The sequence below is a fragment of the Synechococcus sp. H55.7 genome (assembly GCF_047462395.1).
Lineage (GTDB): Bacteria > Cyanobacteriota > Cyanobacteriia > Thermostichales > Thermostichaceae > Thermostichus.
Genome location: NZ_JANSJD010000003.1, coordinates 101,268 through 121,311 on the forward strand (window position 1 = coordinate 101,268; position 20,044 = coordinate 121,311).

Genomic DNA, 20,044 nt, shown 5'->3' on the forward strand with positions numbered 1-20,044 from the left:
CCTTGCAGCTTAGGGTAGCCGCTGGGCCGGCTTTCTGGCCAGAGAAAACCTAGGCCAGGGCCTCTTCCAGCTTTTGCTTGGCCCAGAGGCGGGCGTAGAGGCCGTCGGCATCGGCCAACAACTGGGCATGGTATCCCTGCTGCACGATGCGACCTTGGTCCATGACCCAGATCTGATCCGCCTCCACCGCCGCCGTGAGGCGATGGGTAATCAAGATCACCGTTTTCTGGGCCGTGGCCTGGCGCAGGTGGCGGAGAATGGCCTGGGCCGTCTGGTTGTCCACGCTGGAGAGGCAGTCATCCAAAATCAAAATCGGCGCATCCACCAGCAACGCCCGCGCCAGGGCCACCCGCTGCCGCTGGCCGCCGGAAAGGGTGATGCCCCGCTCCCCCACCAGCGTGTCGTAGCCCTTGGGAAAGTGGAGGATCTCGGCGTGGATGTGGGCGGCTTTGGCGGCCCATTCCACCTCGCAATCTTCGGCGTCTGGCTTGCCGTAGCGGATGTTATCCCGAACGGTGGCGCTAAACAGAAAGCTCTCCTGGGGCACGTAGGCAATGGCGCGGCGCAGGGATCCCAGTTGAAGCTGGGTAATATCCTGCCCATCCAGAAACACTTGCCCCGGCTGGATCTCCAGCAGGCGGGGCAGGGCATTGGCCAGGGTGGACTTGCCCGCCCCAATCGGCCCCACCACCGCCACCAATTGGCCCGGCTCGAGGCAAAAGCCCAGATCCTGCAGCGCCGGCGTTGCGGATCCCGTGTCGGCATAGGCAAAAGTCAGACCCCTAGCCTCGATACGCCCCTGCACCTTCTCTAGCGGTAGGGGCAAAGCACCCGGGGCATCGCGGATGCTGGGCTCTACCCGCAGCAGCGCGTCGATCCGCTCCAGGCTGACCTGGCCCCGCTGGTAGGCAGTGATGGTAAAGCCCAGCAGAGCGGTGGGAAACACCAGCCGTTCCACGTAGAGGGTGAGGGCGGAAAAATCCCCAATCGTCAGCCGTCCCGCCGCAATCTGCGGCCCTCCCACCGCCAATAGCAGCAACAGGCTCAGGCTGACCAAAGCCACCAAGGAGGGGAAAAGCAGGTTGCGGGTGAGGGCCAAGCGCAAATTGGCCTGCAGCAGCCGCTCGTTGCGGCGGCGAAACTCCCTCTGCTCGCGCTCTTCCTGGGCATAGACCTTGATCAGGGTGATGCCGTTCATATCCTCCTGGATGAGATCGCTCAGATCCGCCAGCTCCTGCTGCACCTGGAGCTGCTCCTGCTGCAGGCGGTTGCTGGTCAACTTCACCAGCACCAGCATCACCGGAAACACCGATAGGGCCAGGGCGCTCAGACGCGGCTCAATGCCAAACATGGCCGGCAGGGTGGTGCCGTAGGCAAAGAGGGTGTTGGCCAAATTGAGCAGGGCAAAGCCCAACAGGCGGCGGACATTTTCCACATCGCTGGTGATGCGGGTGAGAATATCCCCAATGGTCTGCTGGGCAAAGTAGGAAGGCTGCAGGGTAAGCAAATGCTCGAAGATGGCCTGCTTGAGGCGAAACTCCACCTGCCGCCCTACGCCGAACATCCACACCCGCGAGGCAATGCGAATGCCCATCATCAGGGTGGAGACAACCAGCACCACCAGAGCGTAGAGGGCAATGCGGCTGGGCGACAGCGCGGCCAGGTTCTGGCTGAGATCGTCGATGGCCAGCTTGACGTACCAGGGCAGGAACACCCCCAGCCCGTTCACCACCAGCAGGGATCCAATGCCCAGCACCACCTGGCGCCGATAGGGGCGCAGATAATGGGCCAGTTGTCGGAGATGGGATCCCGCCACTCAGGTGCTCCTCCAGCTTCTTCCCACTCTAGCGCTGGGCCGGATCCCCCCGGTAGGGATTAGGCCAGAACCTGGGCCGGGGCCTGCTGCGCCAAGAGTTCCACCTGCTGGCGCGCCCAGGCATCTGCTTGCAAAATGTCCTCCAGGCTGGGGGCGGGGATGACCTGGTGCCGCTCACAGACCCGTTCCAGAAGGCGGGGGATATCCAAAAAACGAATGCGCTCTTGCAAGAACAAGGCCACGGCTGCCTCGTTAGCCGCATTCAACACCGCCGGCAGCGTCCCGCCCGCCCGCCCGGCGGCATAGGCCAGCTCCATGCAGGGATACTTGCGGTGATCCGGCGCCTTAAAAGTGAGGGATCCCAGCTTGACCAAGTCGAGGGGATCCCAAGGGGTGGTTAGGCGCTCCGGCCAACTGAGGCCGTAGAGAATGGGCAGGTGCATATCCGGCCAGCCCAACTGGGCCAGAACCGAGGTATCGGCCAGCTCAATCAGGGAGTGAACGATGCTCTGGGGGTGGATGAGGATCTCGATCCGGTCATAATCCAAACCAAACAGCCAGTGGGCCTCGATCACCTCCAAGCCCTTGTTCATCAGGGTGGCCGAGTCGATGGTGATCTTGCGCCCCATCACCCAGTTGGGGTGTTTGAGGGCATCCGCCAGAGTTGCCCGATCCAGTTGCTCGGCAGGCCAATCGCGAAAGGCCCCCCCTGAGGCTGTCAGCCAGATGCGGCGCAGGGATCCCGGCGGCACCCCCTGCAAACATTGGAAGATGGCCGAATGCTCCGAGTCCACCGGGATGAGCTTGACGCCGTGCTTTTGCACCAGGGGCAGCACCACCGGGCCGCCTGCCACCAGGGTCTCTTTGTTGGCCAGGGCAACGTCCTTGCCGGCGCGGATGGCGGCCAGCGTAGGCAAGAGGCCGGCACAGCCGACGATCCCGGTCACCACCCGCTGGGCCGCGGGGTGAGCCGCCACCTGACACAGCCCCTCCGTGCCTGCCACCAACTCGGGCAGCGGTCGCATCCCGGTCAGCAGCGACCGCAGTTCCGGCAGCAGCTCCTCCCGGCCAATGGCCACAATCTGGGGCCGAAACTGCCGCACTTGCTCGGCCAAAAGGACGACATTGCTGTAGCTGGTTAGGCCGACAACCTGGAAACGCTCTGGATACTGGGCCACCAAGTCCAGAGTTTGGGTGCCAATCGAGCCGGTGGAGCCGAGCAGGGTGATGGCTTGCATACTAAGGATCCCTTTGCACCTAAAAGAGCGTGACATTCTTGCAGCGCAGACGTCCCCTCGCCCAGCGTGCCCAAGGGCTCCGTCCCGCTCTCGCGAACGGCCCCACCTCGCGTCCGGGGATCCCTGCCTCACGCCACTTCATCTTATTCTTATCTGGTTCTCAACCGGAATCCGTGTGTTTCATCTGATCCCCGACAGCGGGATCTGGCAATGTCGCTCCTCCCTGATTTCAAATCTTTCCCGATTGAGAGCGCAGCCACTGGGCGAGCAAGGCCTCGATCAGCTCCGACAGATCCTGATCCGATTCCAGCAGGAGGCGCTTCACGGCTCGGTGCGTCTCTTTGCGGATGTAGGCGGTCAGCTTGACGTACTCCGCGCCGTTGGGCTTGGCGGGCGCTTCCGGCGGCTCAGGGATCTTGTAGGCCTGGGCGCTCAGCTTTTTCGGAGGCGGGTGGCGGTCGAGCAGGCGCTCAAACTTGCTCATGACAGGATTTCCTCTCCCACGGCAACGTAATCTGACCAGGCTTGCTTGGCTCTGGGATCCGGGAGCTGGTTGACGCAGACCCCCTCCAGCGCGGCCCGCTGAAAGGCCACTGTGCGGCGAATGGAATGATGGCAGAGCGGGATCCCGGTTTTTTGCAGAAAGCTGCGGGCCTCGGCCCCATCCCGGTTAGGCCAGGGGGGAACCAGCGTCAGCAAGACTTTGTAGTGCTTTGCCCCCAAACGATCCAGGGCGTTGACAGTCAGCATCAGGGCATCCAGGGCCAAGGCATCCGGAGAACAGGGCAAAAGCAACAATTCACACCGCTCCGCCAGCAGGCTCAACTGTTCGGGGGTGGGGCGGGCGGGGGTGTCGATCAGCGTATGCTGAAAGCCGCCAGGCGTAGACATGGTGGGATCCCCGGCCAGCACTTTGACAGGAAAGGGGGAGCCCCGTTCTGCCCAGCGAGAGGCGGAGCGATTGGGATCGGCGTCGAGCAGCAGCGACACCTGGGGTGTACTTGCCTGGGCTGCGCACCGTTGTTGAAGGTAGAGGGCCAGGTGCACCGCTGTAGTGGTTTTGCCCACACCCCCCTTGAACCCCAAGACCGCGATATTCATCTGCCACACACCCTCCCAACTTGGTTTTACAGCCCACTTCCAGAGGCGGCAAGAGGCAAGCTGCACATCCGAGCGCCGGAATCTGGGGTTTTAGGCAACTGAGGAGATCCGAGCGCCGCATCACGTTTTCCTCTCTCCGCACGCGAGGGGCTTCGCTGGTACGATATCCTTTGGCTGACAAAGCCGGCTGAGGAACTGCAGGCTCTCTCCCTGCCCCTCGCCCTCGGACGCTACCCCCCTTCTTCATCCCGGAGAAGCTGCCCATGGCTCATCCCTCAAAGTTCCGCGTCCGTCTCAGCCGGCCTCACTCTTGGTCTCCTTTGGTAGGGCTGTGGCTGGCTCTGGGCCTCAGCGCCTGTGGCGGAGGGGATTCCGGTCGCCCCCTGCCGCCACTCCCGGCCCCTCCTGCAGGACGCATCGAGGGATCCCATTTTGACGACCTCAACGGCAATGGCCTGCGGGATCCGGGAGAACCAGGGCTGGCAAGCATCACCACCTTTTTGGACTTGAACGGCAATGGCCGCCTCGATGGGGGGGAGCCCAGCACCCTCAGCGATGCCAACGGCAACTTCCGCTTTTTCAACGTGCCCCCCGGCACCTACCGCGTCACCGCCCTTTTGCCTCCGGGGCGGGTGTTCACCACGCCGCGCGCGGGATCGGGGCTGGAGCGGATTGTCGGCGGCAGACCTGCTCAGCCGGGGGCCTTTCCCTGGATGGTGGCCCTGTTGAACGCGGCTGAGCCGGATCCTTTTCAGGCGCAGTTTTGCGCTGGATCCCTGGTTGCCCCGGAGTGGGTGCTCACCGCCGCCCATTGTTTTTTCAACGATCAAGGCCAGCAGGTGGTGAACGCGCGCAACCTGGATCTGTTGTTGGGTACCAACCGCTTGCAAATCGGTGCCGGCCAGCGCATTCGCGCCGCACAGATCGTCATCAACCCCGGCTACAATCCGCGGGTGGGGCAACTGGGGGGGAACGACATCGCCCTGGTGCGCCTCTCTCGGCCGGTGGCTCTGGCTACCCTGCCGCTGGTGCAGCCCAACCAAACCAGCCTGACCGCCCCCGGCACGTTTGCCACCATCCTCGGCTGGGGAGCCACTTTCCCCCGCGACCTTGACCAGGAACCCAGCGGCTTTGCTCTGGATCTGCAACAGGCCGAAGTTCCCATCGTCGCCAACGAGGTGTGCAACGCGCCCCAGTCCTACAATGGCACCATTTTAGACACCATGCTCTGCGCCGGCTTTCCCCAGGGGGGAGTCGATACTTGTCAGGCGGACAGCGGTGGGCCTTTGATCGTGCCCAGCGGCAGCGGCTTTGCGCTGGCCGGGATCACCAGTTTTGGCAAAGGCTGCGCCCAGCCCAATTTCTATGGGGTGTACACGCGGGTGTCCAGCTTTGTGGGTTTTGTACAATCCGTAATCGGCAGCGCCCCCAGCCCAACGCCAACGCCTTCTCCGCCGCCTTCCACCGGAACAACGGCCTCGTTTGTCGTGAATTTGAGAGAGGGTGAGGTGGTTTCGGGCCTCAACTTTGGCAGCCGCGCCCTGTAACCGTCAGCAGCAGGGCGGAGATGGTTTAGGATAGGGATCCCGATTGTGCTTTCGTTCTACTCATCGACGGAGGAGATAGCTTCTTTATGACTCAGGTGACGATTGGCGAAAACGAAGGGATCGAATCGGCGCTGCGCCGCTTCAAGCGCCAGGTCTCCAAGGCGGGCATTTTGCGGGATCTGCGCAACCATCGCCACTTTGAAACCAACCTGGAAAAGCGCAAGCGCAAAGCGGTAGCCGTCCGGCGCAACCGCCGCAAGTCCATGGCCTAGAGCCATAGCCGACAAGCAGAACCCCAAAGGTGGACAGGGCCTGTGGCGATGCCTGGGGTTCGAGTTAGTCTCTTGGATTCTGGGCTGAGCTGGCCTGCAGCGATCCGCTCAGCACGTCAATCTTCGGCATCGCAGGGATCTGAAACCCACGTCAACAGAGTCAGGTGGGCAACGGCCAAAGAGGGGCTACAACAGCCCCTCTCTTGGGTTTGGTTTGCTTTCTAGTCAGAAGAGAGAGAGGCACTCTCCCCGCCACCGGAGCTACTTGATCTTGACAGTAGCGCCGGCTTCTTCCAGCTTCTTCTTGATGTCGTTGGCTTCCTCTTTGGCAACTCCCTCCTTGACCGGTTTGGGAGCGGCCTCGACGAGATCCTTGGCATCTTTCAGGCCCAAGCCGGTCAACTCGCGCACCACCTTGAGGATGGCGATCTTCTTGTCGGCTGGCACAGCCTCGAGGATGACATCAAAGGCCGTTTGCTCCTCCACCGGCTCAGGGGCTGCCGCCGGAGCTGCTGCCGCTGCGGCCGCGGGAGCGGCCATGACCATACCGCCGGCTGGGGCCGCCGCGCTGACGCCAAAGGCTTCTTCGATGGCTTTTACCAACTCAGCAGCTTCCAGCAAGCTCAAGGCTTTCAACTCTTCCAAAATGTTTGCAACGCGCTCTGAAGGCATGATGGTTTCTCCTTAGGGGTAACAGAATGGTTAACGTCAGGTTTGGGCTGAAGCCCTTTAGGCGGCCTCTTTGTCGGCAATGGCCCGGATGGCCCGCCCCAGCGAGGCCGGGATCTCGCGGATGCCGCGCGCCACTTGGGTGGGCACCGCATTGATCCCGACCGCCAAGCCGGTGGCCACCGACTTAAGGCCGCCCGCCACTTGGGCCATGAGCACCTCCTTGGGCGGCAGCTCGGCGATGGCTTTGGCCTGATCCAAGGTCAGGGATAGCCCCTCGATACCGGCGCCACGGAACTCGGTTTTCTTGGTTTGCTTGGCAAAATCTTGATACGCCTTCAGGGCAGCTGCAATATCGCCCCGAATCAAGATAAAGGCCGTCGGCCCTGCCAAGAAGGGGAGAACCCCTGCCCAAGCTTTTTGGTCGGCGATGGCCCGCCGCATTAGGGTATTCTTAACAACCATGCAAACCGAATCCGACTTGCGCAGCTCTGCCCGCAGTTGGTTCATCTCCGAAACGGTCAGCCCCTTGTAGTCGATCACCAGCACCATTTGGCTGGCTTGCAGCAGGGATCGCACCTCATCGACGATCTCCGCTTTCTTCGCTACAGGTTGCTTGCCCATGCGCTCACCTCCTTTGTTGTCAATGGTCACCCAGGGTTGAATGGGGATTGCCGGTGGAAGAGAGATCCGCCAAACAAAATGCGTCCCAGCCAAGGCCGAGACGCACTGAGATAAGCGCTCCATCAAAAGCGACCCCAGAAGGGATCCCTCTAGACTTTGCTCAAACCTCGGCAGGACATTAAGCCCGTGGGCACCTGCTGTCTTCGGCTCGATATTCGGCTGTATAAAGACGCTTTGCCGGGATCCTCCTGTAAATCCGTCAACTCAAACCCTCTTCTCCCATCGCAGCGCCAAAGCCAGGCTTAAGTCGCCAGCTTCAGCTCCCGCAGGGCATTGATGTCAACCTCGATCGAGGGACCCATTGTAGCAGCAACGTGTAGGGTTCGCCAATACTTGCCCTTGGCCCCAGAGGGACGGTTGCGATCGATGGATTCCTGCACCGCCTTCAGGTTTTCCAGCAGCGCTTCGACGGGGAACTTGCACTTGCCGAAGATCAAATGCACAATGCCGGTGCGGTCGGCCCGGTATTCCAGCTTGCCGGCTTTGAACTCTTTGATGGCCTGAGCCAGATCCATGGTCACCGTTCCCCCCTTAGGAGAGGGCATGAGGCCGCGCGGCCCCAGCAGCCGCCCCAGCTTAGCCACTTGGGGCATCACATCGGGGGTGGCGATCAGCAGGTCAAAATCCATCATGCCCTTGCCGATTTCCTCGATCAGGTCTTCAAACCCAACCCGATCCGCCCCTGCATTTTGGGCTTCCGTCACTTTCTCGCCGCGGGCAATCACCGCCACCCGGATCTCTTGGCCGGTGCCCCTGGGCAAGACGACGGTGGTGCGCAGTTGTTGGTCGGCGTACTTGGGATCGATCCCCAGGCGGATGTGAACCTCTGCCGCCTCGTCAAATTTGGCGGTGGCCGTCTCCTTCATCAGGGCCAAAGCTTCCGCGGGGGGATAGGCAATGGGCTGCACCTTCTCCCGCAAAGCCTGCATACGTTTGGACAGTTTTCGAGCCATCGTTTCTCCTCGGGGTACTGGCGAGAACCTCTCTCCCCCAAAACTTCAAGACAACAATCAGACTGAAGATCCTTCATCAATCCACCACCGTCACCCCCATGCTGCGGGCGGTGCCGGCGATAATTTTCATGGCCGCCTCCACATCGTGGGCATTCAAATCCGGCAGCTTCTGCTCGGCGATCTGCCGCAGTTGCGCCCGCGTCAGGGATCCCACCTTGGTTTTGTGGGGCTCGCTGGAGCCGGACTCAATACCCAGAGCCTTCTTGATCAACACCGAAGCCGGTGGCGTCTTGAGGACGAAGGTAAAGCTGCGATCCTCGAAGATGGAGATCTCTACAGGCACCACCATGCCGGCTTGATCCGCCGTTTTGGCGTTGTATTCCTTACAAAAGGCCATGATGTTGACCCCGTGCTGGCCCAGGGCCGGGCCGATGGGAGGGGCGGGGGTGGCCTTGCCCGCCTGAATGGCCAACTTGACCACGGCCACCAACTTCTTAGCCATGAAACGCGGTTACACCTCTTTTCGCACTTGACCAAACTCTAATTCTACCGGGGTGTCGCGCCCGAAAATCGAGATCAAAGCCTTGAGCTTGCCCCGCTCCGGGCTGACATCCACCACCTCGCCGTAGAAACCCTGGAAGGGGCCGGAGAGGACTTCGATGCGATCCCCAGGCGCCATCTGGATTTTGAGGGGCACTTCCTCCACCTCGACGCTGCTGAAGATACGCTGAACTTCGCTCTGGCTGAGGGGCCGCGGCGTCACATGGCCCCGACCACGACCATAGGCCCGTTTTTCTTCCGTGCCGACAAAGTTGATCACGTTGGGGGTGGTTTTCACCACCATCCAGGTGTCGTCGTTGAGATCCATGCGCACCAGGACATAGCCGGGAAAGACCTTTTCCTCTTGTTCCTGGCGCTTGCCGGCTCGATCCAGTTTGAAGCCCGTCCGCTTCGGGATCACCACCTCGACAATCTGATCTGCCACATCCAAAGCAGCCGCCCGCTGCATCAGGGTGCTTTTCACCTTATTTTCGCAGCCTGAGGCCACCTGCACCGCGTACCAGCGCAGGTTACGGCGACCTTGTCCTTCCCCCTCCTCCATTTCCGGGATCGCGTCTGCAGGCTCAAAGTGTTCCACAGGGCGCCCACGACGTTTCTGCTGCTCTGTGCTCATCACCTCGCATCCTCCCTGTAGCCATCCATAGCTCTCTTGCCCCCAAAGACAGGGATCCTCTAGGACAAAACATCACGAGAACAGTTGAGTGGCTACCCAGGCAAACAGTTGATCGACCAGGTAGATGAAGGAAGCAAAAGCCAACACGATCAGCAAGACGCCTGCCGACTCGCCGATCAATTGCCGGCGGCTCGGCCAGACAATTTTGCCCAATTCCGCACGGGTCTCTTGGATAAAGCCCGGGATTCCTTTGGGTTCGGTGGAACTGTCTTTGGAGTGGCCCCGGCTGGCGGGATCCAAACGTTGCTCCGTATCGGCTTTGCTGGAAGAGGTGCTCTTAACCACGGCGGTATCTCCTGCTGGATCCCGAAAACGGTGCGCCACCTTTCAGCGCACACAAGATTAGCTTTGTGATCCTAACAGATCTGGCGGGGGTGGGATCCCACTCAAGGGGCGGGCTCAGGCGTCAAGGAGCCGGGAGAAAGCGGAAGAGAGCGACGGCGGGATTGGTTGAATTGCTCTACCGCTGCGTCGATCTCTGCCCGGCTGTCCCAACGCGAGGCGGCATTTTGCCGGGAGAGAAACTCGACGGCCCGCAGGAGATCGTTCATGTCGATGCTGGTGCCGTCGAACAACTGGACGTTGCGGTCGCGGCGGATGGCCTCATTGACATCTCCCCTTTGGGCCAAGGCAACCTCGGCGCTGGCCAGGATCCCCAGCAGAAGCAGACCCAGGGCCGCAGGGATCCCGCGCCGGGGGTTGAGGGGGGAGCGGAGACGGTTTACAAACATTGATCCTGTTCCTCTACATCGGTGTGCTGCTCGGCCAGCCCCTCTGCCAGCAACTGTTGTTCTTCGGGCGTGAGGGGGCGTTTGGCCAACAGGTCTGGCCGCCTTCGCCAGGTGCGAACCAACTGCTGTTGCAGACGCCAACGGGCGATGGCTCGGTGGTCGCCTGAGAGAAGCACCGGCGGCACCTTGTGCCCTTGAAACTCCGGCGGACGGGTGTACTGGGGATACTCCAGCAGCCCCGTCTCGAAACTTTCGCTCCTCAGCGAATCTATCTTACCAACTGTACCCGGCAAGAGCCGCACCACGCCGTTGATCAGGGCCAGCGCCGGGATCTCCCCCCCCGTCAAGACAAAATCGCCCAGCGACACCTCGCGGGTGGCCAGATATTGGCGGATCCGCTCGTCAAAGCCCTCGTACTGGCCACAGAGCAGGATGAGCTGCGCCTTTTGGGCAAGTTCTTGCAGCAGCGCCTGGTGCAGCGGTTGTCCCTGCGGCGTGAGCAAGATGATCTCGCGGGGATCCAGGCGGGGCAGGGAGGCGACGGCAGCAAAAAAGGGCTCTGGCTTGAGCACCATGCCCACCCCACCCCCGTAGGGCTCATCATCGACCCGGCGGTGCTTGTCGGTGGCAAAGTCCCGCGGGTTGGTGCAGTGAACCTCGGCGATCCCCTGCTCCAGGGCTTTGCCCACCAGCCCGATGCGCAGCGGCGTTGCAAAAAATTCTGGGAAGAGGGTGATGACGTCGAACCGCACAAGACTCAGGACGAGGCAGAGGGAGGCTCGGTGCGCAACCGCTCCAGATCCAGGCGCAAAGACTCGATCTGGTGGATCAGCTCCATCAGCTCGGCCATCTCTTCTTTGGAGATAGGGGCAGGGGAAGCCGTGGTCGGGGGGCTGCTCTCGGCAGGGGCGGGCCTCTCGCTCTCTGGGGCGGGGGCGTTGGCGGCTGGATCCCTGAGACTTTCAACGTAGCGAACGGCTTCCTGTTCGATCAGCTCCCCCTTTTGCTCCAGTTCTGCTGCCAGTTGTGCCAGATCCATCGAGAGGCGGTTGAGGTTTTCGGCCCGCTTTTCCGGGTCTTGGAGGATCTCCACCAGGGCAGTGGCCGCGCCGTAGAAAAGGTGGCGAGCCCGCGTGAACCAATCTGAAGAGCGAGAACTCATGGCAGCAGAAACAGGTGGGTTCTGAATTATTCTAGGCGATCCGCCCACCGGAACTGGCCCAGGACGACAGAGTGCCCGGCAGCCCAAGTAGGGATCCGTTCTCTGAAGTTTTGAGGAGAACCTGGGGATGGGGCTCAATCCACAGCTTGGATCTCGCCGCTGCTGAGGCGCTCCACAACCAATTCCAGCAGCTCGTGCTCTTCTGGGGAAATCTCTTGATCGGCCATGACGGCATTGAGGATCTGCTGTTGTTCAGCACGGGTCAAGATCTTATCTGCCAAGGCCCGGTCAATCAAAGCTCTGAGCTCAGAGGGTTGAGGGGGTTGCACTGTTTTGCTCCTAGCGCTCGAGGGCAAGGGATCCCATAATGATTTCTGGATCCAAGATGCAACAGATAGCAGCATACCCGTCAGTATAGCGAGACAGTGGTGGAACCCCAGGTATCCCCAAAAACCCAGAGCTTCCAACCGGTGGGGGTGATCGGCGGCGGGCAGTTGGCGCAGATGTTGGCTTTGGCGGCCCGCCCCTTGGGGATCCCGCTGATCGTGCAGGCCGCTGCCCCCACCGATCCGGCGGCGGCAGTAGCCGACGGTGTGGTCTGGGGTGCTGTGACGGACACTCAGGCCACAGCCCAGTTGCTGCAACGCTGCCCGGTGGTAACTTTTGAGAACGAGTTCATCCCGCTGCCGGAGCTGCGCAAGTTGGATCCGCAGGGATCCCGCTTTCGCCCTCGCCTGAGCACCCTAGAGCCGCTGCTGGACAAGTTGCACCAACGACAGTTCTTGGCGGAGTTGGGGGTGCCGGTGCCGGCCTTTTGCCCTGCGGAGACGGCAGACTTATCTGGGTTGGGCTTTCCGGTGGTGCTCAAGCGGCGGCGGCAGGGCTACGATGGCCAGGGCACCCGCATCCTGCCCGACCGAGCAACCTTGCAACAGGCTCTGGCCGAGTATGCCGGGATCCCGCTGCTGCTGGAAGAGTGGATCCCGTTTGAGCGGGAGCTGGCGGTGATCGTGGCCCGCGGGCTGGCGGGGGAGATCCAACTCTACCCGGTGGTGGAAACTGTGCAGATCGAGCAGGTCTGCCGCTATGTGCTGGCGCCCGCCCGCATTCCCCCGACTGTCGAGGCCGAGATTCGCGACCTGGCGGTCAAGGTGATGGACAAGTTGGACGCGGTGGGTGTGTTCGCCATCGAGCTCTTCTGGGTGCCGCCGCCCCACCCCAAGGCCGGGATCTGGATCAACGAGATCTCGCCGCGGGTTCACAACTCCGGCCACTACACCCTGGAAGCCTGCCACACCTCCCAGTTTGAGCAGCACCTGCGGGCCATCACCGGCCTCCCCTTGGGGGATCCCTCTCTCAAGTGTGGGGGGGCAGTGATGGTGAACCTCTTGGGTTATGAGCACTCCAGCAGTGACTATGCCCAAAAGCGGCAGCGCCTGGCGGGGATCCCCAATGCCACGCTGCACTGGTACCACAAAACCCCTGCCCGCCCCGGGCGCAAGCTGGGCCATGTCACGGTCTGTCTACCCCATCCTCCTTCTCCTGCGGAAGCGGCAGACCTTGTCCATACCCTCGAAGCCCTCTGGTATCCCCAGCCATGGATCCCACCTTTTCTCCTGCCATCCAAGCCCTGATCGCGGCCCTGCAACGGCGGGATGTGCCCGCGGTGGCGCAGCAGGTCAACAGCCTCTCTCCCCAAGAGCGCTCCGCGGTGTTGACCCCCGCTCTCCAATACCTTGCTGAGGTGGATCCCGACAGTGCCCGCTGGTTTGTTCGCCACCTCATGGCCCCCGCCGTCAAAGCCCAACTGCGAGCAGGGATCCTCAAAGCCGCCCAAGATTACCTCCAGGAGGCCGGCTTCCAAGAAGGGATCGACTACGAGCTCAAGCCCCATTCCCAATCGGGGGGCCAGATCTTGAGCCTTAGCCGCCGAGCCCTGCCCTACGCCGCCCCGGATGACGATCCCTTTGGGCAGTTGTTGCTATCGGAGTTCTGCGAATTGCGGGACTAGACCACCATGAGTAGCACAAGTTATCGGCTGCAGATGCTCGACATCACCGCCCTGCCCCAATTGCTGGAGCTAGATCGACGCTGCTACGGCGGACACTGGGGGGAACAGGGGTATCGCGCGGAGCTGGAACGGCCCACCAGCACGGTGATTGGGGTTGTGGCGGAACCGGTTGCCGTTGGCGCTTCCTGTGGCTCGGGCCGAACAGAGTTCTCCCTTCCCTCTCCAGACCTCGCGACGCAAACAGCACCAGCGCTGGTGGGCTTTGGCATCCTCTGGCGCATCGAAGAAGAAGGCCACATCATCTCGCTGGCGGTGGATCCCGGTCACCGGCGACAAGGCTTGGGCCGCAGGATCCTAGAAGCGCTCCTAGACCAAGCTAGGGTAGCAGGCTGTCGCTGGGCCACGTTGGAAGTGAGGGCTTCCAACCACGCCGCCATCCACCTCTATGAATCGGCAGGGTTTCAATTGCTGGGACGCCGCAAGGGCTATTACAACAACGGAGAAGATGGGCTGGTGTATTGGAAAAAACCGATTTAAGCTTAGGAAAAACCAACACTAAGGGGTTGATGCCGGGGGCTTTGGGGTAGGCGGGCTAGAATGGGCAGAACAACCGGCCTAAGAACCCTTGCCCATGCTGGATTTCTACGCTTGGCCCACCCCTAACGGCTACAAAGTCTCGATCCTGCTGGAGGAGCTAGGGATCCCCTACCGGGTCATTCCCATCGACATTGGCCGCGGCGACCAGTTCGACCCGGAATTTCTCAAGATCAGCCCCAACAACAAAATACCGGCCATTGTGGATCCCGATGGGCCTGGAGGCCGGCCTTATGCCCTGTTCGAGTCGGGCGCCATCTTGATGTACCTGGCCGAGAAAACCGGGAAACTCCTGCCCAGCGACATCGGATCCCGCTATCGCGTCATCCAGTGGCTGATGTTCCAAATGGGCGGCATTGGGCCGATGATGGGCCAGGCCAACCACTTTCAGCACTACGCCCCAGAGCGGATCCCCTATGCTATCGACCGCTACGTTAACGAGACCCGGCGCTTGTTTGGCGTGGCGGAACGGGTCTTGGCCGAGTCGGAGTACCTGGCGGGCGACTACTCCATCGCCGACATTGCCAGCTTCCCCTGGATGCGAAGCTACCCACGGCAGGGGCTGAACATCGAAGAGTTCCCCAACGTCAAACGCTGGTTGGCAGCCATCGAGGCCCGCCCTGCTGTGCAGAAGGGCCTGCAACTGTTGGCAGAGGCGCGCCGATCCCCAGACCAGCCCCTCAGCGACGAGGAACGGCAAGTCCTGTTTGGCGACCGCCAATACCAAAGGCGCTGAGTCAAGGGGAGAAGCTGCACTTGTTAGCTCTCGACACAAAACTTGACAGTTTTTAATACTTGAGCCACATTAGAGATGTCACCCCTTGATGGAGTTAAGACTATGGAAAACCAAGAAGCTAAGTTCGGCTTTACCACCTTTGCCGAAAAATGGAATGGCCGTCTGGCGATGTTGGGCTTTGTGATCGGCGTGGCCACCGAGTTGCTGACCGGCCAAGGGATCCTCTCTCAAATTGGCCTGATGTGATCCCAGCCCGCCTGATTGGGTCGAAGCACTAGCTAGATACTTTCTGCCCGGCTGTCCTCTTCCAGACTGATCAAGCAGCCGGGCTTTTGCTGCATTTCCGAGCCAGAGCGCAGCCAAACAGCCGCGCCAATTTGTTCCTCCTACCTCCAATGGTTCGCCGCTTGATCCCCATCTCCTTTTGGGAGAGGGGCTGGGGGTGAGGGCGACAAGTCTGGGATCGCCCTAGCCTTCCAATTCCTGCAGGTACTGGCAAATGTCGGCCAAGATGCGCTCCAGCTCCTCCAGGCCCTGGGAAGCGCTTGCCCATTTTGGGTCATCAGCCGGGGATCCCGGCTGCGCCAGTTGCACCCCCAGGTGTTCTAGCTCGCGAGCTACTTGACAAAAGGCATTGGCTCCCACGTTGGCGCTAGCTCCCTTGAGGCGGTGGGCAATTTTCCTCAAGTCTTCGGCATTACCCGCTGCAAGAGCTTGGCGCAGCCGCGGCAACTGGTCCTGGCCATCTTGGACAAACACCTGCAGCAGCTCCCGCTGAAACTGGCGGTCACCTCCCGTAACCCGCTCCAAGTAGGCGGCGTCGATGGGGTAGGGCAGCGTGGGAGCAGGGTCACCGCCGGCAGCTTCAGGAGAAGGCGGATCGGACGAAGCCGCCCCGTTGGCTGCTCCTGCTGCGGAAGGGGCGATCCTTTGGCTCCAGTGGTTGAGCACTTTTTCCAGATCCTCCTTTAGCACCGGCTTACTGAGATAGTCGTCCATGCCCGCTTGCAGGCAGCGCTCCCGATCCTCCTGCATGGCGTTGGCCGTGATGGCAATCACCACGGTGCGGTGGCCGGATCCCCGCTCCTGCTGGCGCAGGCGGCGGGTGGCCTCGTAGCCATCCATCACCGGCATCTGGCAATCCATGAGGATGAGGTCGTACTTGACTTGCTGCAGCAAATCCAGCACCTCCTGGCCGTTGGCCACCACATCCGCCAGGTAGCCCAAGCTCTGCAGCTGGCGCAGGGCCACCTTCTGGTTGACGGGGTTGTCTTCGGCCAAGAGGATGCGCAGGGGTTGCTGGGGGCGGCTGGCCGAGGGCGCACTCTGCGAAAGGGGTGGGCCCATGCCCAGCAGCGCGGTGGCCAGGCCGGAAGACTTGCCCAGGGCCATGACCAGAGCTTCTTGCAATCGCGTTTGCTTGACCGGCTTGGTTAGGTAGGCAGCAAAGCCAATCTCGGCGGCGCGGCGGGAGTGCTCCCCCAACCCCAGCGAGGTCATCATCACCAGTTGCGTCGGGGACAGTTCGGGATCCGCCTTGATCCAGCGGCCCAGGGTTTCCCCATCCACCTCCGGCATCTGCATGTCCAAAACCGCCAAGGGGAAGGGGATCCCTTCCCGCGCAGCCTGGCGCAGCTTGTCCAGAGCCTGGTAGGCATTTTCGGCTTCTTCCACCACCATGCCCCAAGCGGTGGCCTGGCAGCGGACAATCTTGCGGTTGGTGGCGTTGTCGTCCACCACCAACAGCCGCTTGCCCTGGAGATTGACAGGGATGCGGGCGGGGTGCTGGGAGATTTGTCGGGCGTAGGGTTGTCTTTCCAGGGTCAGCTCGAGGCTGAAGGTGCTGCCGCGGCCCACCTCGCTCTCTAGGAAGATCTTGCCCCCCATCAGCTCTGTCAGTTGCTTGCAAATGGCCAGGCCCAGCCCTGTGCCCCCGTATTTGCGGGTGGTAGAAGCATCCACTTGGGTGAAGGGCTGAAACAGCTTGGCTTGCGCTTCCTTGGGGATCCCGATCCCTGTATCCCTTACCGAGAGCCGCAGTTGGACATGGGTGGCCGTTTTTTGCAGCAGCTCGGCCTGGATGACCACCTCCCCTTGATGGGTGAACTTGATGGCGTTGCTCACCAAGTTGTTGAGGATTTGGCGCAGCCGCGACGCATCCCCCCGCAGATAGCGGGGCACTTCCGGCGGCATAAGCACCGCCAGCTCCAGGCCCTTGGCGTGGGCAGTGGGGGCAAAGAGATCCGCCACCTCCTCCAAACAGGCCCTCAGGTCGAAGTCCAGGATCTCCAGCTCCATCTCCCCGGCTTCCAGCTTGGAGAAGTCCAGGATGTCGTTGATGAGGGTCAGCAGGGCATCGCCGCTGATGCGGATGGTCTCGACAAAGTCCCGCTGCTCGGGGGTCAGGGGCGTCTCCAGCAACAAGCCCGTCATCCCCAGCACCGCGTTCATGGGGGTGCGGATCTCGTGGCTCATGGTGGCCAAGAAGCTGCTTTTGGCCTGAGAAGCCTGCTCTGCCGCTTTGCGGGCTTGTTCTAGCTCAAGGCTGCGCTGGCGCTCCCGCTCCAGGAGCTCTGCCTGGGTGAGGGCAATGCCGATTTGGTTGGCCAGTTGTACCAGCAGCTCGATCTCAAACGGCTGCCACTGGCGGGGTGCGGAACACTGGTGGGCCAACAACAGCCCCCATAGCCGCTGCTCCATGAAGAGGGGCACCACCAGGTTGGCCTTCACCTGCATTGTTTGCAGCAGCTCCAGGTAGCAGGGCTCCAGCCCTTCGGCCTCCACGTCGCTGATGGCGCGAACCCGGCCCTGGCTGTAGAGCTCAGCGTATTTTTCCTGAAAACAGGGATCCTCTATCACCTCGCCCAAAAGGGAAGGGATGCCGGGCTGGGTTTTCTCGTTGGAGATGATCCCGGATCCATCCGGCTGGAAGCGGTAGACCAAAACGCGATCCGCCCTGAGCAGGGCTTGGATCTCCGTTACTGCCGTTTCCAGGATCTCGGCAATATCCAGCGATTGGCGGATCTTTAAGCTGAGATCGGCCAGCAGTTGGGCCCGCCGGCTCTGCCGCTCCAGCTCCTCGGCAGCTTTTTTGCGCTCGGTGATGTTGCGGAAAATGCCCCGCGTGGAGACCATCACCCCATCTTCAAGGCGGCAGTTAACACTTCCCTCCACCCAGATGGTTTCGCCCTTGGCAGTCACAAAGGCCGTCTCCACCTTGTCCAGAGGTTGGCCAGCCAAAAGCTTCTGGAAAACCACCTGGCAGTGCTCTCGATAGTCGGGGTGGATGATGTCGAAAACCCTCATTTGGTGGATTTGAGCTTCGTCGTAGCCCAGGGTCTCCTTCCAGGCGCGGTTGACGTAGAGAAAGTACCCTTCGGCATCGACAGCCTGAATGAGATCGCTGGCATTTTCAAAGAGATCCCGGTAGCGCTCTTCGCTTTCTTTGAGAGCCAGCTCCGCCAGCTTGCGCTCGGTGATGTCGATGCCGGTGCTGATGATAAACTCCACCTCGCCCTCGGCGTTGACCAGGGCGGTGTTGGTCCAAGCAATGAGCCGCAGCGCCCCCTGCTTGGTGCGCCAGAAGTTTTCATAGCGATTCAAGAAAAGGGAGCGACTGCCCTTAAGTTGTTGAAAAGCTTGCTTCAGGCCGGCCATCTCCTCCGCCGGGATCAAGCCCAAGTCCCAGAGCAGTTGGCCCTTGACTTCTGCCAGCGAATAGCCAGAAAGCTGCTCGGCAGCGCGGTTAAAGCGCAGGATGCGCCCTTCGGGATCCATGACCACCACCACAGCGCCTGCCGTGTCGAGGATGGCGTTGGTAAAGTCCCGCTCTTGCTTGAGGAAGGTTTCCGCCCGCTCCCGCTCGGCAGTTTCGCGGCGAATGAGGACATAAACTGCGGCCAACAGCAAGTAGGTAAAAGCCAGCCCCCCCAGCAGGATGGCATTGGTTCTAACCCAAGCAAGCTGGAACTGCTCGCTGCGCTGCTGCAACAGAAGCCGCTCTTGCTCCTGGAGCGCCTCCACTAGGTTGGCGATCCGCTCCATCAACCTTTGCCCTTCGCTCCTCTTCAAGGCTTCTTGAACAGCGGCCAGCCCCTCTTGATCCCGGAGCCGGATAAGATCTTGGGCAAGGTTCAGACGCTGTTCCAAAAGCAGCTCCAGCCACTTCAGGCGCCCTTGCTGGAGAGGGTTGTCGGCTGTCAACTCTTGCAGCCGGCTAAGACGAGTGGGAATGGCCTCAAGGCTGGCCTTGTACTCGTCGAGGTAGCCAGGCTCGTTGGTCAAAAAGTAGCCCTGTTTACCTGCCTCGGCAGCACGGATCTCTGAGAGCAATCCTTCCAGGTTCTGGATCACTTCCAGGGTATCGGCCACTTGCTCCGTCAGTTGGGGCAGGCGACTGGCGTTGCGCTGGGCAGAGTAGGCGATCCCGCCCAAGATCAGGGCAGCCAGGCCCAGGCCAGCACTGACCTTGAGGAGAAAGCGGTTTTTGCGAGCAGGCTTGCTCTCGCCAGCTTTGGGAAGCAAGGGAGCCTTGGCCAACTCCCGCAAGGTGCGGCGCAGCTCCAGTTGAGCCCCCACCTGATGGGCCAGGGCCTTGAGCTGCTCCACTTGCTCCGGGCTGAGCTGCCGGGGTTGGTAGTCCACCACGCAGAGGGTACCCAGCGCTTGCCCTTCCGGCGTTACCAAGGGCACACCGGCGTAAAAGCGAATATGCGGCTCTTGGGTTACAAAAGGGTTGTCGGCAAAGCGCGGATCCTGGGTGGCATCGGGCACCACCAGCGGCTCTTTGGGCGAGAGAATGGCGTGGGCACAGAAGGCCACATCCCGCGGCGTTTCCTCGATGCCCTCAATGCCGAACTTGGCCTTAAACCACTGGCGATGCTCGTCAATAAGAGTTACTAGCGAAATGGGCGTGCCGCAGATGTAAGCAGCAAGCCGGACGATCTCGTCAAAGGCAGTTTCAGGGGCTGTATCGAGAACTTGATACTCTCGTAGGGCAGCCAGCCGCTCTTCTTCGTTGGGGGGAAGGGGAGCCTTGGGCATGGGTCAAGCTGGAGAGACGGGATCCGGCGCTGCCGTGGGTGAACCTCAGCAGCCTGGTAAAAGAGACAACCCCAGCATAACTCCCCGACCGCCTTGCCGAAATCCTCAAGGATCTATGCCCCCAAACGAACCAAGCGGGAGCCGTACTGCCTGCCTTGGGGGAGATGCCCTTGTTTTCATAGAAAGCCAGCGTGATCTCAGGGACTTGGCTTTCAAGAAGCTATACAGATGCACGTAAAGGCAAGAAAATCTC

At 61.3% G+C, this 20,044-nt stretch carries 22 protein-coding genes and 1 other annotated feature; of the genes, 7 read left to right on the forward strand and 15 right to left on the reverse strand.

Going from position 1 to position 20,044, the window contains the following annotated elements:
• Positions 1–49 precede the first annotated feature (49 nt).
• From NW851_RS02215 to NW851_RS02230, 4 genes are all read right to left on the reverse strand, one after another.
• Positions 50–1,816 carry an ABC transporter ATP-binding protein gene (locus NW851_RS02215; RefSeq protein ID WP_414336847.1) on the reverse strand — a complete coding sequence of 589 codons (1,767 nt, stop codon included), beginning with the start codon at positions 1,814–1,816 and terminating at the stop codon, positions 50–52.
• Between the two features lie 59 nt (positions 1,817–1,875).
• Entirely contained in the window at positions 1,876–3,054 is a 1,179-nt protein-coding gene (locus NW851_RS02220; RefSeq protein ID WP_414336848.1) for a 1-deoxy-D-xylulose-5-phosphate reductoisomerase, read from the reverse strand.
• A 229-nt stretch (positions 3,055–3,283) separates the two neighbouring features.
• A complete protein-coding gene (locus tag NW851_RS02225) occupies positions 3,284–3,538 on the reverse strand; it encodes a hypothetical protein (RefSeq protein ID WP_414333962.1) in 255 nt (84 codons plus the stop codon).
• Positions 3,535–4,155 (reverse strand): ParA family protein, encoded by a 621-nt coding sequence (locus tag NW851_RS02230; protein ID WP_414333961.1) that lies wholly within the window; start codon positions 4,153–4,155, stop codon positions 3,535–3,537. The genes NW851_RS02225 and NW851_RS02230 overlap by 4 nt, the downstream gene beginning before the upstream one ends.
• 263 nt (positions 4,156–4,418) lie before the next feature.
• Between NW851_RS02230 and NW851_RS02235 the strand changes: the two genes are divergently transcribed.
• Positions 4,419–5,702, forward strand: a complete 1,284-nt coding sequence (locus NW851_RS02235) for a trypsin-like serine protease (protein WP_414333960.1) — start codon at positions 4,419–4,421, stop codon at positions 5,700–5,702.
• A gap of 86 nt (positions 5,703–5,788) precedes the next feature.
• Entirely contained in the window at positions 5,789–5,974 is a 186-nt protein-coding gene (rpsU, locus tag NW851_RS02240; protein WP_011432857.1) for a 30S ribosomal protein S21, read from the forward strand.
• 261 nt (positions 5,975–6,235) lie between these two features.
• Here the strand turns inward: rpsU and rplL are convergent, their stop codons facing one another.
• The 10 genes from rplL to NW851_RS02290 all read right to left on the reverse strand — a co-directional run bounded on the left by rplL (position 6,236) and on the right by NW851_RS02290 (position 11,736).
• Positions 6,236–6,646 carry a 50S ribosomal protein L7/L12 gene (gene rplL, locus NW851_RS02245; RefSeq protein WP_414333958.1) on the reverse strand — a complete coding sequence of 137 codons (411 nt, stop codon included), beginning with the start codon at positions 6,644–6,646 and terminating at the stop codon, positions 6,236–6,238.
• A 57-nt stretch (positions 6,647–6,703) separates the two neighbouring features.
• Positions 6,704–7,267 (reverse strand): 50S ribosomal protein L10, encoded by a 564-nt coding sequence (rplJ, locus tag NW851_RS02250; RefSeq protein WP_414333957.1) that lies wholly within the window; start codon positions 7,265–7,267, stop codon positions 6,704–6,706.
• 65 nt (positions 7,268–7,332) lie between these two features.
• Positions 7,333–7,492 (reverse strand) — a sequence feature (ribosomal protein L10 leader region).
• A gap of 77 nt (positions 7,493–7,569) precedes the next feature.
• Positions 7,570–8,280, reverse strand: coding sequence for a 50S ribosomal protein L1 (gene rplA, locus NW851_RS02255; protein ID WP_414333955.1), 711 nt, complete (start codon positions 8,278–8,280; stop codon positions 7,570–7,572).
• A gap of 76 nt (positions 8,281–8,356) precedes the next feature.
• Positions 8,357–8,782 carry a 50S ribosomal protein L11 gene (rplK, locus tag NW851_RS02260; RefSeq protein ID WP_011432849.1) on the reverse strand — a complete coding sequence of 142 codons (426 nt, stop codon included), beginning with the start codon at positions 8,780–8,782 and terminating at the stop codon, positions 8,357–8,359.
• A 9-nt stretch (positions 8,783–8,791) separates the two neighbouring features.
• Positions 8,792–9,382, reverse strand: coding sequence for a transcription termination/antitermination protein NusG (gene nusG / locus NW851_RS02265; RefSeq protein WP_414333973.1), 591 nt, complete (start codon positions 9,380–9,382; stop codon positions 8,792–8,794).
• Between the two features lie 144 nt (positions 9,383–9,526).
• Positions 9,527–9,799 (reverse strand): preprotein translocase subunit SecE, encoded by a 273-nt coding sequence (gene secE, locus NW851_RS02270; protein ID WP_414333954.1) that lies wholly within the window; start codon positions 9,797–9,799, stop codon positions 9,527–9,529.
• Positions 9,800–9,900: 101 nt separating this feature from the next.
• Entirely contained in the window at positions 9,901–10,245 is a 345-nt protein-coding gene (locus tag NW851_RS02275; RefSeq protein WP_414336852.1) for a hypothetical protein, read from the reverse strand.
• Positions 10,236–10,997, reverse strand: a complete 762-nt coding sequence (gene trmD, locus NW851_RS02280; protein ID WP_414336853.1) for a tRNA (guanosine(37)-N1)-methyltransferase TrmD — start codon at positions 10,995–10,997, stop codon at positions 10,236–10,238. The genes NW851_RS02275 and trmD overlap by 10 nt, the downstream gene beginning before the upstream one ends.
• A 5-nt stretch (positions 10,998–11,002) precedes the next feature.
• Positions 11,003–11,407 carry a hypothetical protein gene (locus NW851_RS02285; RefSeq protein ID WP_414336855.1) on the reverse strand — a complete coding sequence of 135 codons (405 nt, stop codon included), beginning with the start codon at positions 11,405–11,407 and terminating at the stop codon, positions 11,003–11,005.
• A gap of 134 nt (positions 11,408–11,541) precedes the next feature.
• On the reverse strand, positions 11,542–11,736 hold the full coding sequence (locus NW851_RS02290) for a hypothetical protein (protein ID WP_414336857.1): 195 nt from the start codon (positions 11,734–11,736) through the stop codon (positions 11,542–11,544).
• Positions 11,737–11,835: 99 nt separating this feature from the next.
• On the opposite strand from NW851_RS02290, the gene NW851_RS02295 reads away from it, so the two are divergent.
• The 5 genes from NW851_RS02295 (at position 11,836) to NW851_RS02315 (ending at position 14,994) form a co-directional block, all read left to right on the forward strand.
• The gene (locus NW851_RS02295; RefSeq protein ID WP_414336858.1) at positions 11,836–13,041 is read left to right on the forward strand and encodes a 5-(carboxyamino)imidazole ribonucleotide synthase; all 1,206 of its coding nucleotides are present in this window, start codon (positions 11,836–11,838) and stop codon (positions 13,039–13,041) included.
• A complete protein-coding gene (locus NW851_RS02300; protein WP_414336860.1) occupies positions 13,005–13,418 on the forward strand; it encodes a hypothetical protein in 414 nt (137 codons plus the stop codon). The genes NW851_RS02295 and NW851_RS02300 overlap by 37 nt, the downstream gene beginning before the upstream one ends.
• A 6-nt stretch (positions 13,419–13,424) precedes the next feature.
• Positions 13,425–13,955 (forward strand): ribosomal protein S18-alanine N-acetyltransferase, encoded by a 531-nt coding sequence (gene rimI, locus NW851_RS02305; protein WP_414336862.1) that lies wholly within the window; start codon positions 13,425–13,427, stop codon positions 13,953–13,955.
• A 94-nt stretch (positions 13,956–14,049) separates the two neighbouring features.
• Positions 14,050–14,748, forward strand: coding sequence for a glutathione S-transferase N-terminal domain-containing protein (locus tag NW851_RS02310; protein WP_414333942.1), 699 nt, complete (start codon positions 14,050–14,052; stop codon positions 14,746–14,748).
• A gap of 75 nt (positions 14,749–14,823) precedes the next feature.
• Positions 14,824–14,994: a chlorophyll a/b-binding protein gene (locus NW851_RS02315; RefSeq protein ID WP_414333941.1), complete on the forward strand. Its 171-nt coding sequence runs from the start codon at positions 14,824–14,826 to the stop codon at positions 14,992–14,994.
• 222 nt (positions 14,995–15,216) lie between these two features.
• On the opposite strand, the gene NW851_RS02320 is transcribed toward NW851_RS02315, so the two are convergent.
• Complete coding sequence (locus NW851_RS02320) at positions 15,217–19,791, reverse strand: GAF domain-containing protein (protein ID WP_414336864.1); 4,575 nt, start codon at positions 19,789–19,791, stop codon at positions 15,217–15,219.
• Positions 19,792–20,044 lie beyond the last annotated feature (253 nt).

Excerpts from the sequence above, each read along its gene's own strand:
- rplA (WP_414333955.1), bottom strand. The coding sequence starts at position 8,280 with ATGGCTCGAAAACTGTCCAAACGTATGCAGGCTTTGCGGGAGAAGGTG.
- NW851_RS02310 (WP_414333942.1), top strand. The coding sequence starts at position 14,050 with ATGCTGGATTTCTACGCTTGGCCCACCCCTAACGGCTACAAAGTCTCG.
- NW851_RS02315 (WP_414333941.1), top strand. The coding sequence starts at position 14,824 with ATGTCACCCCTTGATGGAGTTAAGACTATGGAAAACCAAGAAGCTAAG.
- NW851_RS02235 (WP_414333960.1), top strand. The coding sequence starts at position 4,419 with ATGGCTCATCCCTCAAAGTTCCGCGTCCGTCTCAGCCGGCCTCACTCT.
- NW851_RS02230 (WP_414333961.1), bottom strand. The coding sequence starts at position 4,155 with ATGAATATCGCGGTCTTGGGGTTCAAGGGGGGTGTGGGCAAAACCACT.
- rpsU (WP_011432857.1), top strand. The coding sequence starts at position 5,789 with ATGACTCAGGTGACGATTGGCGAAAACGAAGGGATCGAATCGGCGCTG.
- NW851_RS02285 (WP_414336855.1), bottom strand. The coding sequence starts at position 11,407 with ATGAGTTCTCGCTCTTCAGATTGGTTCACGCGGGCTCGCCACCTTTTC.
- NW851_RS02320 (WP_414336864.1), bottom strand. The coding sequence starts at position 19,791 with ATGCCCAAGGCTCCCCTTCCCCCCAACGAAGAAGAGCGGCTGGCTGCC.
- NW851_RS02275 (WP_414336852.1), bottom strand. The coding sequence starts at position 10,245 with ATGTTTGTAAACCGTCTCCGCTCCCCCCTCAACCCCCGGCGCGGGATC.
- rplK (WP_011432849.1), bottom strand. The coding sequence starts at position 8,782 with ATGGCTAAGAAGTTGGTGGCCGTGGTCAAGTTGGCCATTCAGGCGGGC.
- rplL (WP_414333958.1), bottom strand. The coding sequence starts at position 6,646 with ATGCCTTCAGAGCGCGTTGCAAACATTTTGGAAGAGTTGAAAGCCTTG.
- NW851_RS02220 (WP_414336848.1), bottom strand. The coding sequence starts at position 3,054 with ATGCAAGCCATCACCCTGCTCGGCTCCACCGGCTCGATTGGCACCCAA.
- NW851_RS02225 (WP_414333962.1), bottom strand. The coding sequence starts at position 3,538 with ATGAGCAAGTTTGAGCGCCTGCTCGACCGCCACCCGCCTCCGAAAAAG.
- rplJ (WP_414333957.1), bottom strand. The coding sequence starts at position 7,267 with ATGGGCAAGCAACCTGTAGCGAAGAAAGCGGAGATCGTCGATGAGGTG.
- rimI (WP_414336862.1), top strand. The coding sequence starts at position 13,425 with ATGAGTAGCACAAGTTATCGGCTGCAGATGCTCGACATCACCGCCCTG.
- nusG (WP_414333973.1), bottom strand. The coding sequence starts at position 9,382 with ATGGAGGAGGGGGAAGGACAAGGTCGCCGTAACCTGCGCTGGTACGCG.
- NW851_RS02300 (WP_414336860.1), top strand. The coding sequence starts at position 13,005 with ATGGATCCCACCTTTTCTCCTGCCATCCAAGCCCTGATCGCGGCCCTG.